This window comes from Sorangium sp. So ce836, assembly GCF_028553905.1.
GTDB lineage: Bacteria > Myxococcota_A > Polyangia > Polyangiales > Polyangiaceae > Sorangium > Sorangium cellulosum_D.
This window is the reverse complement of the sequence record NZ_CP102233.1, coordinates 1,247,724-1,264,118: the sequence shown is the minus strand read 5'-3', so window position 1 is coordinate 1,264,118 and position 16,395 is coordinate 1,247,724. Positions and strand designations below refer to the sequence as shown.

The window sequence follows — 16,395 nt, the reverse complement described above, 5'->3', positions numbered from 1 at the left end:
CAGGATGAGCCAGAGCGACAGGGAGCTCGACGAGATCGTCCGCATCGCGCGCGCGGCGGCGGCGATCGTGATGGACGTGTACGCGACGCCGTTCGCCGTCGAGATGAAGGGCCCGGGCGATCCGGTGACGCGCGCCGATCGCGAGGCGAACGCGCTCATCTGCGGCGCCCTCGAGGCCGCGTTCCCCGGCGAGGCGATCCTCGCCGAGGAGAGCGTCCCGGCCGGCGACGAGCTCGCCGCGCGCTTCGGCCGGGAGCGGGTGTTCTTCGTCGATCCGCTCGACGGCACGCGCGAGTTCGCCGACCGGAACGGCGAGTTCGCCGTGATGATCGGCCTCGCGGTCCGCGGCAGCGCGGCGCTCGGCGTCGTGGTGATGCCCACGACCGGCGAGGCGCTGGCCGGCCGCGCCGGCGACGTCGACGACGGGTGCTTCGCCTTCCTCGAGGCGCGGGACGGCAGCCGCCGCCCGCTCGAGGTCTCCCGGGTCGCCTCGCCGGCCGACGCCACGCTCATCGTCTCGCGGTCGCACCGGCCGAAGGAGATCGAGCCGCTCATCTCGCGGCTCGGCATCGCGAAGGTCGTCCCGTGCGGCTCGGTCGGCGTGAAGATCGCCCGGATCGCGACGGGCGAGGTCGACCTCTACGTGCACGGCGGCGGCGGCGCCAAGCTCTGGGACAGCTGCGCGCCCGAGGCCGTGCTCCGCGGCGCCGGCGGGCGCTTCACCGACCTCGCCGGCGCGCCCATCGACTACACCGGCCCCGGGCTCAAGCTCGCCCGCGGCATCATCGCCTCGAACGGCGCGCTCCAGGACGCCGTCGTCGCCGCGGCGAGGTCGGAGCTCGGCTGAGGCGCGATGCGGGCGCGGGCGGAGATCGTCGTCATCGGCGCGGGGATCATGGGCCTCGCGATCGCCTACAACCTCGCGCGGCACCACGGCGTCACGGACGTCGTCGTCGTCGACCGGAGCTACCTCTGCGGCGGCGCCAGCGGCCGCAACGGCGGCGGGGTGCGGGCGCAGTTCTCGAGCGAGGGCAACATCCGGCTCATGCAGGAGAGCATCCGCATCTGCCGGGATTTCGCCCGCGAGATGAAGATCAACATCTGGTTCCGGCAGGGCGGCTACCTCTTCCTCGTGCGCAGCGAGGCCGGCCGTCGGACGCTCGAGAAGAGCGTCGCCGTGCAGAACGAGTGCGGCCTCGGGACGCGGATGCTCACGGCGAACGAGGCGCGCGCGCTCGTGCCGGAGCTCTCCACCGAGGGCGTCGTCGCGGCGAGCTACAACCCCGACGACGGCGTCGTGTTCCCCTGGCCGTTCGTCTGGGGCTACGCCGAGCGCGCCGAGAAGCTCGGCGTCGACATCGCCACCTTCACGAACGTCCTCGGCTTCCGCACGCAGGGCGCGCGGATCGACGCCGTGGTCACGGATCGCGGCGAGATCCGGACGCACCGGGTGGTCAACGCCGCCGGCGCGTGGAGCCCGGAGATCGCGCGCATGCTCGGCGTGGAGCTGCCGAACCGCCCGCACCGGCACGAGATCTGCTCGACCGAGCCGCTCAAGCCGTGGCTCGGCCCGCTCGTCGCCGACCTGTCGAACGGCCTCTATTTCTCCCAGTCGATGCGCGGCGAGATCGTGGGCGGCATCTCCAACGAGGATGTCCCCGAGGGCCTCGACATGGGCTCGAGCCACAAGTTCCTCGCGCTGTACGCGCGGGCGCTCGTCACGGCGTGTCCGGTCCTCGGCAGCGTGAAGGTGCTGCGGCAGTGGGCTGGCTGTTACGACCTCACCCCCGACCAGAACCCCATCGTGGGCGGGGTCGACGAGGTGGAGCACTTCTACCAGGCCTCCGGGTTCATGGGGCACGGCTTCATGATCGCGCCTGTGATGGGCAAGCTCATCGCGCAGCACATCGCCGAGGGCACGTCCCTGCCGCTGTTCGATCGCTGGAACCTGCGCCGCTTCAAGGAGGGCAGGCTCCTCAGCGAGGCGATGATCATCGGCTGATCCCGGCAGCAGCGGTGTGCCGCGGCATCCGTGTATCCATTCGGTATTCTTCTAGCCATACGCTACCCGGACAGGGGTGCCGGCTACCCGGACAGGGGTGCCGGCTACCCGGACAGGGGAACCGGCCGCCCGGACAGGGGTGCCGGCTACCCGGACAGGGGAACCGGCCGCCCGGACAGGGGTGCCGGCCGCCCGGACAGGGGTGCCGGCTACCCGGACAGGGGTGCCGGCCGCCCGGACAGAATAGCGCGGTGCCCCGTACGCTGGGGGGCGATGAGCACCCCCATGTCCAGCACATACGCCCGCCCCTCTAGGGCGGTTTCAGCTGGGATTGGTACACCGACTCTCGTCTTCGTCCTCCGTCCTCCCTCTCCCCTCTCCCGTCTTGCCTCTCTCGTGCGCGTGCGCGTGCGCGCTGATTCTGGGGAATCGCACACGCGCACGAAGGACGCGCACGGAAGACGGGAGACGAGCACGGGAGACGACTGACGGAAAACGTCTGCCTCAAACCAGATTGAACCCCCCTCTAGCGCGGTTTTCGCCCGTCTCTGCTACATGCGTTACAGAGCGGCGGTCACCCGCACAGGAGACGGGCCCAGCTCGGCGTTTTCGGCGCGGAAGCGCACTCCAGTGCGCTGAGCACCGAAAACGCCGAGATGGGCCCGTATCCGAAGCGGGTGACCGCCGCTCTAGTGAATCCTCGCGCCTCGTCTATACTCGCCCCCCTCCCCCATGGGTCACCTCATCCTCATCACCGGATCCTCGAGCGGCATCGGCCTCGCGACCGCGGTCGCCTGCGCGGCCGCGGGCCACCGGGTCGTCGCCACGATGCGACGCCCCGACAAGGCCGGCGCGCTCCTCGCCGCGGCCGCGGCGGCGGGCGCCTCGCTCGAGGTCGAACAGCTCGACGTCGCCGCGGCGAGCGCCCCCGACCGGGTCCGGGAAATCCTCCAGAAGCACGGCCCCGCCTACGCCCTCGTCAACAACGCCGGCATCGCCGTCGGCGGCGCCTTCGAGGAGCAGGCGGACGATGACGTCCGCGCGCAGTTCGAGACCAACGTCTTCGGGCTCATGGCCGTGACGCGCGCCGTGCTCCCGGCCATGCGCGACGCCGGGCGCGGACGCATCGTCAACGTCTCGAGCGTCTCCGGGCTCGTCGGCCTCCCCGGCGTGAGCGCCTACGCGGCCACGAAGCACGCCGTCGAGGGCTTCAGCGAGGCGCTGCGCTGGGAGGTCGCCCCCTTCGGCGTCCACGTCTGCCTCGTCGAGCCCGGCACCTTCAAGACCGAAATTTTCTTCGAGAACCAGCGCCGCGGCGCCCACATCTCGCCCGATGGGCCCTACGCCGCCATGACCCGGACGATCGAGCAGCTCGTCCTCCAGGACGCCGCCAAGGCCCCGCCGCCCGCCCCGGTCGCGGCGGCGATCCTCCGCCTCATCGAGGCGCCCTCGCCGCCGTTCCGCACGCTCATCGGCCGGGACGCTCGGGCGCTCGTCGCGCTGCGCCGTGTCATCCCCGACCGGCTCTTCGCCACGGGGATCCGCCGGCTCGTGTCCGTGCCGCGCTCGCGTTGACACGTCCCCGGGCGCCGAATAGTTTCGGCTCCGCCGTTTCCATGGCGGAGCGGCGCCACGTCGTGGCCGAAGGGGGGCCGCGCCCCCTGCCGCGCGCTGTTTTTGTCCACTTTCGTCCCCTCAGGCTAACGAAGGCTAGCCGCTGACCGCCTCTCCTTCTCGCGCGCCTCGCGACGGCGAGGTCAGGCCGGCAGCATCACCGAGGTCCCGGAGGAAACACCATGTCCCGCTCAGCACGCAGCATCCTGCCGCTCCTTCGCTCGCTCCTCCTGGGGGCCGCCACCGCGTCGTCGATGGCGCTCTCCGCAGGGATCGTCGCCGGGTGCGCCGACGAGAACGACCCCGAGACGCACGTCAAGCGGCTCGACGACCCGGCGACGGTTACCCCCTCGGTCAACCGGCTCGTCCAGTTCTTCGAAGACGCGATGACGCGCGACAACAAGGACCGGAACGGCCCGACCGTGAAGCCGCTCCTCGACAAGATCATCGAGCCGATGACGCAGCGGTGCGTGGCCGGCGACCTCGACGAGCGCACGAACTCGAAGCTCATCAAGTTCATCTCCGACACGCGCGACCCGCGCGGCGACGCCTGCCTCATCAAGGCGCTCAAGGACTACAAGCCCGAGTCGACCGAGGAGGACGTCCGCTGGGCCGTGCGCGGCCTCGGGGCGATGAAGTCGGAGAAGGCCGCCGAGCCGCTCATGGCCGTCTTCACCAAGCTCCAGCACGGCAAGCCGAAGGGCTCCACGATCTCGCGCGACGTGCACGACGCGATGATCGACATCAACAGCAAGTCGTGGGAGGACGGGCTCATCACGATGCTCGGGCGTCCGATCAACGATCCGAAGGACGTCGCCACGATGCGGAACGAGCTGTTCTGGCAGATCACCGCGGCCGAGCTGCTCGGCTGGCAGCGCAGCGAGAAGGCGGTCGTGCCGCTGCTCAAGGTGGTGCTGTCGCCGCTCAAGGCGGACGCCGCCGCGACCGCGATCCTCGCGCTCACGAAGATCGGCAAGCCCGCGATCCAGCCGGCGATCCAGCTGCTCCAGGGCGAGCACAAGGAGCTCGTCGAGTACTCGAAGGTCGAGAACCTGAAGGCCGCCGGCGACAAGCCGAGCGCGGAGCAGAAGAAGGCGGCCGAGACCGCCCACGTGGCGGCCGCCGCGCTCGTCCTGGCGACGATCGGCCGGCAGGAGTCGGTGCAGCCGCTGCTCGCCGCGCTCGAGAAGGCCGAGGACGTGCCGCGCGCCATCATCGCGCGCGAGCTCACCAAGGTGCCCAAGACGCCGGAGACCCTCGCCGCCTTCCAGGCGGCCTACGAGAAGACGCCCGCGGGCCTCGAGATGCCGCCGGCCGGCATCAACGCGCGGGTCATGCTCGCCGAGGCGGCGGGCAACTTCTTCGACGCGAGCCTCGTGCCGTGGCTCGTGAAGACGGGGCTCGAGGCGCGCGGCGAGGAGGACGACGTCGCGCAGATCCGCGACATCTCGCTCCAGACGGCGCTCAAGCTGATGAAGCCCGACCAGGTCGCCGACGTCGACCGGCTCGCGAACACCCGCACGAGCGGCGGCGGCACGGTCGGCAAGTCGATGGAGAAGGAGATCAAGCTCGCGAAGGACCTGCTGAACGGCTGCGCGACAAAGGTCGACTGCTACGTCGGCAAGCTCGGGGACCCGGCGTCGCAGACCAAGGAGACGCAGTTCCAGGGGATCAAGGCCGCCTACATGACGGGCGTCCTCGGCTCCCCGGACGTCCGGCAGCAGATCATCGACGCGCTGCCGAAGGTCTCGAACGCGGCCGTGCGCTTCGTGTCGGTCTCGGTCATCGACGCGCTGTCGCCGAAGGGCGACGCCGAGGTCGCGGACAAGCTGCAGAAGATCGTCGACGAGGGCGAGGCCTCGAAGGATCCGGAGAAGATCTCCGGCAACGCGCCCTTCAAGACGGTCATCTACCGCCTGTCCGCCCGCGCGCAGTGAGCGCCGCCGTCGCGCGCGCCACCCCGCGGTCGACCCCGGGGTGGCCGCGCGGCGACGGCGACCACGCGATTCCAGATGTTCTTTTCCGAGCGGCTTCCGGGTGCGATGTCGTGCCGGAGCGCGGGGCTGCCCGATTTTTCCTGGCATCTCCTCCGTCTTGACGGTTTACTCCGGGCCTTCCCCACGGGGCCTTCCTGGCTGAACGAACCATGATCGTGCTCGAGGTAACCCAGGGTCTCGCTGCCGGGCGCGCCTTCGAGCTCCAGGGCGAGCTCATCACGCTCGGGCGCTCTCCGGACAACCGCGTCGTGCTCGACGATCGCCACGTCTCCGGGGCGCACGCGCGCATCGTGAACGGCGCCGACGGGGTGATCCTCGAGGACCTGCGCTCCACGAACGGGACGAGCGTGGTGCGGCGGGGCGAGCGGCTCGAGCTCGGGCCCGGGCGCAGCGCGGTCGCCCTCCAGACGGGGGACGTCATCGAGCTCGGCTCGGGCGACGCGGTCACCCGGATGGTGGTGAAGATCCCGGAGGAGGCCGACGACGCGCGGGTCGTCTCGATCCGGCGCCTCGACGAGATCGAGCCCGCCGCGGCGAAGATCGAGCGCGATCCGAGCGCGCTCTCGGCCATGTACGCGGCGCAGAAGCGCATCGGCGCCGCGGACGATCTCGACGAGGTGCTCGCCGAGATCGCCGACGCGGTGCTCGCGCTCGTGCCGAGCTCGACGCACGTCACGGTGGTGCTGCGCGACGACGACCAGGAGCCGGGCGCGGCGCGGGCGGCGTTCGTCCCGGTGCTGACGCGCGTCCGCTCCCCGTCGGGCCGCGGGGCGCCGCCGGCGGGGCCGGTGCCGATCACGCGCAGCGTGTACCGGAAGGTGATCAAGGAGCGGGCGGCGGTGCTCGCGGCCGACGCGCCGATCGAGGTGGGGCAGACCGAGTCGCTGATGGGCGCCTCGATCCGCAGCACGCTGGCCGTGCCGCTCTGGAAGGGCGAGGAGATCATCGGCGTGCTCCAGGCCGACAACCGGAGCGCGCCCGGGATGCTGAACGCGGGCGATCTGGAGACGCTCCTCGTGCTGGCGGCGAACGCGTCGCTGGCGGTGGCGAACGCCCGGCTGATCAAGCGGCTCGTGCTCGCCGAGGAGCGGCTCCAGAAGGAGAACAGCTTCCTCAAGGGGCGCGAGGAGAAGCGCCGGGGCGGGGGCGCGGTCGACATCATCGGCAACAGCGACGCGATGCGCCGGGTCATCGGCCAGCTCGACAAGGTGGTCGACACGCGCGTCACGGTGCTGATCGAGGGCGAGACGGGCACGGGCAAGGAGCTCATCGCCGCCGCCGTGCATTACCGCTCCCGCCGCCGCGACAAGCTCTTCGTCGCGCAGAACTGCGCGGCGCTGGCCGAGAGCCTGCTGGAGAGCGAGCTCTTCGGCCACAAGAAGGGGTCGTTCACGGGCGCCACCGAGGAGAAGAAGGGCCTGTTCGAGATCGCCGACGGCGGCACGCTCTTCCTCGACGAGATCACCGAGACCCCGCTGTCGCTCCAGTCGAAGCTGCTCCGGGCGCTCCAGGAGGGCGAGATCCGCCCCGTGGGGGCGACGAGCCCGAAGCACGTCAACGTGCGCATCGTCGCGGCGACGAACCGGAACCTCGAGGACGAGGTGGCCAAGGGGCGGTTCCGCGAGGACCTCTACTACCGGCTCAAGGTGTTCCCGATCCGGCTGCCGCCGCTGCGCGAGCGGCGGGACGACATCCCGCTGCTCGCGGCGCACTTCCTGGAGCGCTACGCGGACGAGATCGGCAAGCCGTGCGGCGGGTTCAGCCAGCAGGCGATGGAGCTCATGGTCGCCTACGACTGGCCGGGCAACGTCCGGGAGCTCCAGAACGAGGTGCAGCGGCTCGTCATCCAGCTGGATCCGGGGGCGTTCGCGACGCCGGAGCTGCTGTCGCCGCGGATCCGGCAGGTCGAGGGGCTCGTGGCGCGGGCGGGGACGCCGAAGGGGTCGCTCAAGGAGATGATGGACGCGGTCGAGAAGTTCTTCCTCCTGGAAGCGCTGCGCGGGCACAACAACAACAAGACCAACGCGGCGAAATCGCTCGGGATCACGCGCGAGGGGCTCCACAAGAAGCTGCGGCAGTACGGGATCTGACGAGGCGCGGGGGCAGGGGCGGGGGGAGAGAGCCGGGTCGCGGGGGAGCCATCGGGAGGGGGTGGCGCGCGCGGGGGTGGCGGGGGGCCCTTCCCACGAACTCGCGCCTTGTGGTGGCTATGGCCCGCTGAACGGGTGAGGCAAGATCAGAAGCGACTCGCTTCGATGCTGGCCGGCGCTCGGATTCGTGGGGCCCTTCCCCCGCCACCCCCGCGCGCGCCACCCCCTCCCGATGGCTCTTCCCGTGGCGCGGCGGGTAGAGAGAGTGAGGGCGAGACGCTGGTCGTGAGAGCGAGGCTCGATATCGGCGTCGGCCGCGCGAAGCGCAAGACACCTGTCCACGATGCTCCGAGGTATGGCCCGTTGCGCCTCCTCGGAGCATCGCCCCTACCCCGGCGCACGCGGGACCTCTCCTCGTTGTACGCGAGCTATCTCTGCGCCACGTCGCGTTCGATGAGGCCCCGGTCTGCGCAGGCTTTGTAAAGAGCTTTGGACATTTCGAGCAGGTCGGTGTTACAACCGAATCTCAGGGGGGTGCGACGAGCGCAGGTCGGCGGCAGGGGTGGACCGGCGATCGACGCGGGTGGGGCGCGGCTACCGGCCTGCGCGCCGCCTCCGGCCCGCCCGGCGAGAGGGGGGGACGTGAGCGAGCTGGGAGACGAGCGTCTGAGGACGCGGACCGGAGAGTTCTCCTTCGACAGGGAGAACAGGATCATCCGCTTCGATGTCGACGAGGGCGTGGTCCAGACGCTCGCCGACGCGAAGGAGAACATCGCCGCGAACAAGCGATTCAGCAGGGGCACGCCGTACCCGATCCTGTGCGATCTCACGCGGTGCAAGGCCACGGACCTGGACGCGCGCAACTACTACGCATCCGAGGAGGCGACGCAGGCGCACCGCGCGATGGCGCTCCTCGGCCAGCGCCCGGTCGCGCGGATGATCGGCAACATCTTCCTCACCGTCTACGGGAACCGCGCCAAGCCCGTTCGGCTCTTCACCGAGGAGAGGGAGGCGATTCAATGGCTGAAAGGCTTCACTGACTGATGGGCACAGGCCCACTGGACGATCCGCGCGTCGCCGAGCTCTGCGAGCTCGTGCTGCGCCTGCTCCCGGCCGAGCGGCGCGGCGCCCTGCCGCCGGCCTTCGGGGCGGATCCGCTCGACCAGGCCCTCTCCGCCCTGAGGCCGCTCGCGGCGCCGCTGGCGGCGGCGCCCTCGGCCCCGGACGAGCTGAGCCAGCGACTGGAAGAGCTCATGGAGGTCATCGTGGCGCTCGTCGGGTTCAACTACGCCAGGAAGGCGCCCGTCAGCGACAGGAACGATGTGATCGACGGCATGGCGGCCGGGCTGAACATGCTCGGCGAGGAGCTCGCGAGCTCGACGGTCTCCAAGACGTACGTGACGAGCATCATCGAATCGATGCTCGACCTCCTCGTCGTGGCCGACCGCGCGAGCGGGATCCGGAGCGTCAACCAGGCCGCCTGCGACCTCTCGGGGTACACCCGGGAAGAGCTCGTCGGCAGGCCGCTCGACGCCGTGTTCCCCGGGCTCTCGGCCGGCGCGCTCATCGACGCGGGCGGCGCGCGCGACGAGAGGGTCTGTCTGCGCAAGGACGGGCGCGCCGTCGCCGTCTCGTTCCTCGCCTCGGTCATGCGGACCGACGGCGGGCAGATCCACGGGCTCGTCTGCGTGGCGCGGGACCTCACCGAGAGCCAGCGGGCCGACGAGGAGCGCTGGCGGCTCCGCGAGGCGGTCCACCGGCAGACGATCCTCGTCGAGGAGCTCTCGACGCCGATCATCCCCATCACCGGCGGGATCATGGTGGTCCCGCTCGTCGGCTCGCTCGACGAGCAGCGGCTGTCGCGGATGACCGAGTCGCTGCTGCAGGCGCTCTCCGAGAGGGCCGCCAGCGTGGTCATCCTCGACATCACCGGGGTGCGCACCGTGGATCGGCAGGCCGTGCACGGGCTCATCCGCTCGATCGGCGCGGCGCGGCTCCTCGGGGCGCGGGTGCTGCTCAGCGGCATCCGCCCGGACGTGGCGAGGGCGCTGGTCGAGATCGGGGCCGACCTCGATGGGGTCGCGACGTTCGGGTCGCTGCAGGACGGGATCGTCCACGCGCTGCGGGGGGCCGCGAAGGGCCGGCCTGCCGCGGGCGCGCGCTCCGCGTAGCGCCGTGCGGGCGGCATCGCGCGCGGTGAAGACGCGGGCGGCACGCTGAAGAGGACGGGCCGCGCTGTCTGGCCGATTCACGTGTAACGGGCGGAGATCTCCGCCACACGCTCGCCCGCATCGACGAGCAGCGCGTCACCGCCGATCCGCTGGAGCAGCGGGGCGACCTGTCGCAGGTCGTTGCCGTCCCCGGTCCAGAGCATCTCGGACCGCAGCGGAGCGCCGGTGACGACATCCAGCACCCCTCCGAGCACCTGCGCCGCTCTTTCGAGCGAGAGCACACCTCCGAGCTGCGCGAGCAGGAAGTAGCCCCAGCTGTCCCCGGGTGGATGCTCCTCGGCCGCGACCACGGCGAGCTCCGCGAGCGCCGCGGCGCGCTCCGGCGGGAGCGCGAGCGCCGCCTGGGCGAGGGCCGCCATGCGATCCGACCCCTGGACGGCGAGCGCGTCCGCCTCCTGCGCCGCGAGGGCCTCCGCCGTCCTCGCTGCCCCCTTGCTGCCCGCGGCCCCCGCGGCGAGCTCGGGCGCCGCGCCTTGCGAGGAGCTCGCACGCGCTGCCCGAGCGCCTTTCCTGGCCTGTGCTCCCTGGCGCGCGTCGCTCGCTGCCGCGGCGTCCACGGGGGCCCCGAGCGACCGGAGCCGCTCGAGCAGCGCGGGCATCACGCGCCGCGACCCCGGCGCGTCCATGAGCCCCCGCTGCGCGTTCGCTTCGAGCGCGACCTCGAGGGAGACGAACGGCGCCACGCGCCGCAGGTCCTCGTAGACCGACGCGTCCCACGCGTTGCCGGACGCGAGCGCCGCGAGGGCGTCGCGCGCGACCCAGTCCGCCGCTGCCGAGCGGACCTGCTCATCCAACCTGGGCGAGAGCAGCGCGAGCACCGCGCGCCGCGACGGGTGCTCCGGGCCGGTCGCGTCGACCGCGCGGGCGCAGAGCGCCGCCGGCCAGGACGCCGTGGCGCGCTGGAAAGACCCGAGGAGCTCCCTCGAGACGAGCGCGAGCGCCTGCGCGAGGACGTCGTCGAGCGCGGCGCCTGCGGCCGGGTCCGCCGCTGCGAGCCCGTCGCTCGCCTCGGAGCGCGCCTCGGTCGAGCGCGTTCCACCGGACGACCGCTCGGCGGCATGCTCCGTCGCTCCCGGCGCCTCGCCTCCGAGCACGCTCGCCGCGGCGCAGAGCACCTCCAGCCGCTCCGTGCGGTCCTCGGGCAGGCGGCGCAGCGCCTCATCGAGCAGCGCTGCCCGCTCCCCGCTCGGGCTCACCGTCGCCGCGGCGAGCAGCGCTCGAGCCGAGCAGGGCTCTCGCCGCGCCACCTCGCGCGAGCGCGCTGCCAGGCGCTCGCGTGCGGCGCCGCGAACGCGCTCGGCCCAGCTGGCGAGGAGCTGCGCCGCGGCCGCGCTGTCCGCGAGGGGCCCTCCGTCCACCCAGAGCCGCGATCGCAGGGACGATTCGACCAGCGCCGCATGGACCGCGAACGCTGCAGCGCGCGCCCTCTCGCCCGGTTCGACGTCCTCGCGCCTCGCGGCGACGCTTCCCGCATGCGTCGCGGGCTGCTCGACGATCCCGGCGGCCGCACGCTGCGCCGCTCGCCGCGCCAGGCGCGCGTCCTCGATGCGGCCGCGCGGAGAGGCCTGAACCGCCGCGCAAGAGGCCTCCCACGCCGGCTCGACGAGCTCGGTGAACGCGGTCCACGGCGCTCCCGAGAGCACCAGATGGCCCGCGCGGCACCTCGCCCAGTAAGCCCTCTCGTCGCTGCCCGGACCCTCGCCGCGCGCGGCGCGACGCGCCGCTTCCGCGAACCTCGCATGCGCTCGCGCGAGCTCCGCCGGCGCGAGCGATGCCTCCACGCCGGCCCGCCATCCGCTGTCGCGGTAGGTCACTCCCCCGCCCTCGACGAGCAGCCGCCCGCCCGGTCCCACCGCCTCGGCGAGCCCCGCGGCGACCGTCTCCGGATCGACGCCCGCCACCGCGGCGAGCACCGGGATCGGCGCGGGGGCGAGGGCGAGGGCGACTGCCGCGGCGAGCCCCTCCACGCCGCCGGTTCCAGGGAGCTGCTTCGCGGCGCCTCGCACCGGCAACCGGATTTCTTCCGTACCGCCGGCTCCCTCGCGGACGCTGCGCAGCACCCGGACGCCGTTCTCCGGCCCCTCGTCCAGGATCGCGCCCGGCGAGAACCCCACCGCGTCCTCGGGCGCGTCCACGATGAGCACCGTCCCGAGGGCCTGGAGCGCCTCGCTCGAGAGCCGGAGGCGCGCCTCGTGGGCGACGTCCTCGCTCGTGGCCGGCCGCTGGCCGCTGTCGAACGCTGGATCCACGGCTGCGAGCGCGGCGACCAGCGCCTCGGCGCTCGCGAGCGGCAGCGCCGTGCCCCACCTTCGCCCGATCGGCCACAGCACCGCGGTCGCGCCTCGATCACGCAGCGCCTCGACCACCCCGCCGAGCACGGCCCATCGATCCGTGTCGTCGTCCGCGACGAGGGTGGCCGTCGTCCCGCAGGAGAGGCGCTCGAGCGCGACGGCGGTCGCAACGCGAACCTCCGGATCTCCACCGCGCTCTGCCGCGGCCTCCTCGAGCGCAGTCCGGAACGTGTCCTCCACCGTTCGTCCAGCGGTCCCGCTCATACTAGCTCCGCCATCTCGGGCTCCGCTCAGGTCCCGGTGAAAGGAGGCGTCCTCGACGGCTGGGTTGCCCCGATCAACCCGTTCGCAGCGTCGTTCTCCTGGCGCGAGGTGTTGTCGTTCCGGTTGTTGCGCCAGATCGACTGCCCGTCCCACAGCCCCCGGTTGTTGCCCCTCCCCGGGTTCGGCGCGGCGACCCCGCCCGTCGCGTTGGCCGCGGCGCCCTGGTTGATGTTGCCCGGGTGAAGTCCGAGCTCCCGGAAAGTCTGCGCGCACATGTGGCAAGGGCACATCGCGGGCCCGCCCCCGTTCATCCCGTTGTTCGTCGAGATGCGGGCGCCGTTCCGGAAGCGCCGTTGCATCTCCCGCCGCACCTCGGCCCGGCTCATCCGGCGGTTCGGGTTATCCGTTCGGATCTGCTGCGCCATCTGGTGCAAGGCGGCGATCTCGGCGCACCCCTCGTTGCCCGCCTGGCGCCCGGGCCCGCCCCCGAGCGCGACGCGGGCGTTGTAGTGCGCATAGCCTACCGCAGGATCGAAGCCGGGATCGCCCCGCTGGGGCACCTGGCCGCTCCGCCCGACGATGTCCTGGCGGCCCGGCTGCGTGATGACCGCCATCGGGAGCAGGCCGTCGGGGTCGACGTGTGTCGACGGGTCGTTGTCGGCGTAGGAGAAGACGTTCAGGCCGCCATGGACGCCGAGCGGATCAGGGCTCAAATAGCGCCCGATCCTCGGGTCGTAGTAGCGATAGCGATTGTAGAAGAGCCCCGTCTCGTCATCTGCAATCTGCCCCAGGAAGCCCAGCGGCGCCTCCGCGCCCCCCTCGCGCCGCTCCACGCCGCCCCACGGGTCGCGCAGCGTGGATCCAGCCAGCTGCCCGTCACCCCGCACCAGGTGGTGGACCGCGCCGAGCTCGTCGGCCACGCAGAAGAACCATTCCTTCCCCTCGGCCTGAGCCAGCGGAGCCCCGCTGTCGTCATCGGTCAGGAAGACGCGGATCCGCTCCCCCTCCGCCGTCCGTCGGCGCTCCTCGAGCACGCGCGCGCCATCCCAAACGTAACGCGTGGAGGAGAGCGTGCGCCCGGCCGGATCGATCACCCGCTTGGCGAGCCGGCGAGCGAAGGTGTCATAGGCGAACTCCACCCGGGTGCCGTCGGGCCGCTCGACGGCCTCGAGGAGGCCGGTCGCATCCCACACGAAGCGCGTGGTGAGGCGATGGTCTGTCTCGCCCTCGGTGATCGCGATCACCCGACCGGCCGCGTCCGTCGCGACCTCCCGACCCCCGACCCGCTTGAGCCGGTTGCCCGGGCCGAACTCCGCCGGCTCACCCGCCGGTCCACGCAGCAGATTGCCGGTTGGATCGAAGAGGTAGTGTCTCGTCCTGGTCCCGTCGCCCTCGCGGTCGCCGACCAGCGCGGCAAGCCGGCCGAGCGCATCCCGGTCGAGCCGAAATGCGCCGAGCAAGCTGTCATCGACACGGAGCAGCTCGCCGTCAGCGTCTCGGTCGTACCGCCGAGCCACCGTGAGCCCCGCGTCGATCTTGCCGACCCACGCCGGCTCGCCCGGCCTCACGGACGCGGTCGTCATGTTGCGGCGCACGCGCTGCGCGCGGAGGAGCCCCTCAGGGCCGAGCTCCACCTCGATGCGCCCGCCGCCCGGGAGCACCCGCGCGCGCTCGCGCCCGCCCTCATCCTGCTCGAAGGTGATGCGCTGCCCCGCGCCGAGGATCACGGCGCTCGCGCCGCCCATGAGGTCGCGCTCCCAGGCGACCCCGCGCCCTCGCTCCGTCCAACGTCGCACGGGTCTACCCATCGCGTCGTAGTCGACGTGCACCGTCATCGTCTCGGCGCCCACGGTCTGACGTTCCTCGACGAGCCAGCCCACCGCATTGTAGCGCAGCTCCACCCGCACCGACCCCCGGGTCGCCTCGACGAGGCGACCGGCCTCGTCGTGCGTGAGCTCGTCCTTCGAGCCGTCGTCGTAGAGGCGGGCGACGAGCTGGCCGGCGAGGTCGTAAAGAAGCTCCGTGCGCTCGCCGCGCTCGTCCACCAGCGAGGTGAGCCGACCCGCGAGATCGTAGCCGTAGCGGCGCTGAGCGCCGTCGAAGCTACGCTCGGAGAGCACGAGTCCCCGCGCGTCGTGCTCGAAGGTGTGCCGCGCACCCGCGGCGTCGACGATCGCGACCAGGCGCCCCTCGCGGTCGTAGAGCTGGGTCGCGATCACCGCGCCGCCGATCTCCACCTGATGCAGCCAGCCGAGACCTCCCCAGCGATAGCGCTCTGTCCGTCCGTTCGCGTACGTCACGGAGGTGACGTTCCCGAGCCCATCGTACGTCATCTGGACGGCGCGCCCCTCGGCGTCCGTAATCGCGAGCAGATCGCCGCACGCGGAATACGAGTACCAGGTCACCGCGCCCGCCGGATCGATCGCGGAGCGCCGCCTGCCCCAGAAATCATACGAAAATCGCCATGTTCGGCCGAGCGCGTCGGTGCGCTCGGTCAGGTTGCCTGGCCGGTCGTAGCGATAGCGCGTTCGCCCTCCGTTCGGCGCCACCGTCTCGGTCGTGAGGCCCCGCTCGTCGACCTCCACCTCGAAGGCCGCCCCGATCGGATCTCTCCAGACGAGCCGCCGGCCGATGCGCTCCACCGTCGTCGTGGCGCCTGAAGGGTCCGTGAAGCTCCGGATGTGACCGTCCGTGTCCCGCTCGACCGTCAACGTCCGGCCGATCGGATCGGTGATCTTCAAGGGCCGCCCGCACTCGTCGCGCTCCCAGCGGATCGTGGCCCCCAGCGGATCGGTGTAGGACGCCACGTGGCCGCGCTCGTCGTAGGTGCGCGTCACGACGCTCGCGTTGTGGACCATCCTGTCGAGCCGACCGTCGCCGTCGGGGCTGTAGCGCTGTACCAGCGCGGAGTCGACGACCTCGCAGTAGCCGTCGGGGCCATACTCGAAGACGCAATGGAGAATGCCCTTCGCGGGCGTCCTCCTGTCCGCCAGCGTCGCAGGCAGATCGGGATCCAGGCACGGATCCACGCCCGTCTCCGGTGCTCCCCAGGTCTCGACGCAGCGGCCCTGGGCGTCATAGCGATAGTGGAACACCATCCCGCCCGGATAGCGGTGCTTCGTGATCCTGTGTTCTTCGTAGTCGAACGAGGTGACGAATCCGTCGGGATCGACGACCTCGGCGAGATCGCCCGCGGTCGTGTAGGTGTAACGCACGACCAGCGACCCGGACGAGAAGCCGTCCCGGCTGGGCACCTCGAGGGCTGCGATGCGGCCTCTCCCATCCCGGCGCACGAGGATCGCTCGCCCGGCGCTGTCCTCGAAGGCGACGAGGATGCCGCGCTCGTAGATCAGCGAGATCCGGTTATTGTAACGGTCGAGCACCGCGGAGAGCCCGAGCTTTCCGTCGCCCAGCGGGGCGTCGAGGACGAGCCGAAGCCCGTCGTCCCGGACCAGCTCCAGCCGCTCTGCGGCTGCGCGCCGCACGACCCACCCCTCCGCGCCCAGCAGCGCCTCGCCGATGCCGGGCAGAGGCAGCAGCAGCTGCGCCCCCTCGGCGTCGGTCACCTCGACGGCCCTGCGCCCGACGCGCGCCGACCATGCAAAGGAGTGCGACCAGCCGTGACCGAAGCCGACATCGACCGTCGTGCGATCGCTGGAGTACGAGCGCGCGAGCACGAACGGCAACGGACCCGGGAGCGCGAGGTCCGGCTCGGCATCGACGAACGACCGGCCGCCCAGAACGTCGACCGGATCGCCGCGCGAGGCCGGCCCTCGGTGGCCGGGATGGGTCGGCACGCAGCTCCCGCGCCGGCTGCATGCGTTGCGGCCCCCGCCTTCCGCGCCGCGCCCGCCGTTGCGACCGCGTCCGCCCTGTCGACCGCCGCTGCCATTGCCCCTCCGGCCG

At 72.0% G+C, this 16,395-nt stretch carries 9 protein-coding genes; 7 read left to right on the top strand and 2 right to left on the bottom strand.

The genetic code is table 11. From position 1 onward, the window contains the following. The first annotated feature begins 4 nt into the window (after window positions 1-4). The 7 genes from NQZ70_RS04745 to NQZ70_RS04715 all read left to right on the top strand — a co-directional run bounded on the left by NQZ70_RS04745 (window position 5) and on the right by NQZ70_RS04715 (window position 9,874). On the top strand, window positions 5-847 hold the full coding sequence (locus tag NQZ70_RS04745; protein WP_129573148.1) for a 3'(2'),5'-bisphosphate nucleotidase CysQ: 843 nt from the start codon (window positions 5-7) through the stop codon (window positions 845-847). Between the two features lie 6 nt (window positions 848-853). After that, a complete protein-coding gene (locus tag NQZ70_RS04740) occupies window positions 854-2,002 on the top strand; it encodes an FAD-binding oxidoreductase (RefSeq protein WP_129573147.1) in 1,149 nt (382 codons plus the stop codon). Window positions 2,003-2,734: 732 nt separating this feature from the next. Further along, on the top strand, window positions 2,735-3,577 hold the full coding sequence (locus NQZ70_RS04735; protein WP_129573146.1) for an SDR family oxidoreductase: 843 nt from the start codon (window positions 2,735-2,737) through the stop codon (window positions 3,575-3,577). Window positions 3,578-3,798: 221 nt separating this feature from the next. Beyond that, window positions 3,799-5,553, top strand: coding sequence for a hypothetical protein (locus tag NQZ70_RS04730; RefSeq protein ID WP_129573145.1), 1,755 nt, complete (start codon window positions 3,799-3,801; stop codon window positions 5,551-5,553). Between the two features lie 209 nt (window positions 5,554-5,762). Further along, complete coding sequence (locus tag NQZ70_RS04725; protein WP_129573144.1) at window positions 5,763-7,703, top strand: sigma 54-interacting transcriptional regulator; 1,941 nt, start codon at window positions 5,763-5,765, stop codon at window positions 7,701-7,703. 642 nt (window positions 7,704-8,345) lie between these two features. Further along, entirely contained in the window at window positions 8,346-8,747 is a 402-nt protein-coding gene (locus NQZ70_RS04720) for a hypothetical protein (protein WP_129573143.1), read from the top strand. After that, the gene (locus NQZ70_RS04715) at window positions 8,747-9,874 is read left to right on the top strand and encodes a PAS domain S-box protein (protein WP_129573142.1); all 1,128 of its coding nucleotides are present in this window, start codon (window positions 8,747-8,749) and stop codon (window positions 9,872-9,874) included. Before NQZ70_RS04720 ends, NQZ70_RS04715 begins: the two co-directional genes overlap by 1 nt. 77 nt (window positions 9,875-9,951) lie before the next feature. Here the strand turns inward: NQZ70_RS04715 and NQZ70_RS04710 are convergent, their stop codons facing one another. Continuing rightward, window positions 9,952-12,489 (bottom strand): hypothetical protein, encoded by a 2,538-nt coding sequence (locus tag NQZ70_RS04710; protein ID WP_129573141.1) that lies wholly within the window; start codon window positions 12,487-12,489, stop codon window positions 9,952-9,954. 26 nt (window positions 12,490-12,515) lie between these two features. Next, window positions 12,516-16,286 (bottom strand): RHS repeat-associated core domain-containing protein, encoded by a 3,771-nt coding sequence (locus NQZ70_RS04705; RefSeq protein WP_165373786.1) that lies wholly within the window; start codon window positions 16,284-16,286, stop codon window positions 12,516-12,518. Window positions 16,287-16,395: the final 109 nt, after the last annotated feature.

Coding starts and splice junctions, on each gene's coding strand:
- NQZ70_RS04715 (WP_129573142.1), top strand. CDS start 8,747: ATGGGCACAGGCCCACTGGACGATCCGCGCGTCGCCGAGCTCTGCGAG.
- NQZ70_RS04725 (WP_129573144.1), top strand. CDS start 5,763: ATGATCGTGCTCGAGGTAACCCAGGGTCTCGCTGCCGGGCGCGCCTTC.
- NQZ70_RS04745 (WP_129573148.1), top strand. CDS start 5: ATGAGCCAGAGCGACAGGGAGCTCGACGAGATCGTCCGCATCGCGCGC.
- NQZ70_RS04735 (WP_129573146.1), top strand. CDS start 2,735: ATGGGTCACCTCATCCTCATCACCGGATCCTCGAGCGGCATCGGCCTC.
- NQZ70_RS04730 (WP_129573145.1), top strand. CDS start 3,799: ATGTCCCGCTCAGCACGCAGCATCCTGCCGCTCCTTCGCTCGCTCCTC.
- NQZ70_RS04740 (WP_129573147.1), top strand. CDS start 854: ATGCGGGCGCGGGCGGAGATCGTCGTCATCGGCGCGGGGATCATGGGC.
- NQZ70_RS04710 (WP_129573141.1), bottom strand. CDS start 12,489: ATGAGCGGGACCGCTGGACGAACGGTGGAGGACACGTTCCGGACTGCG.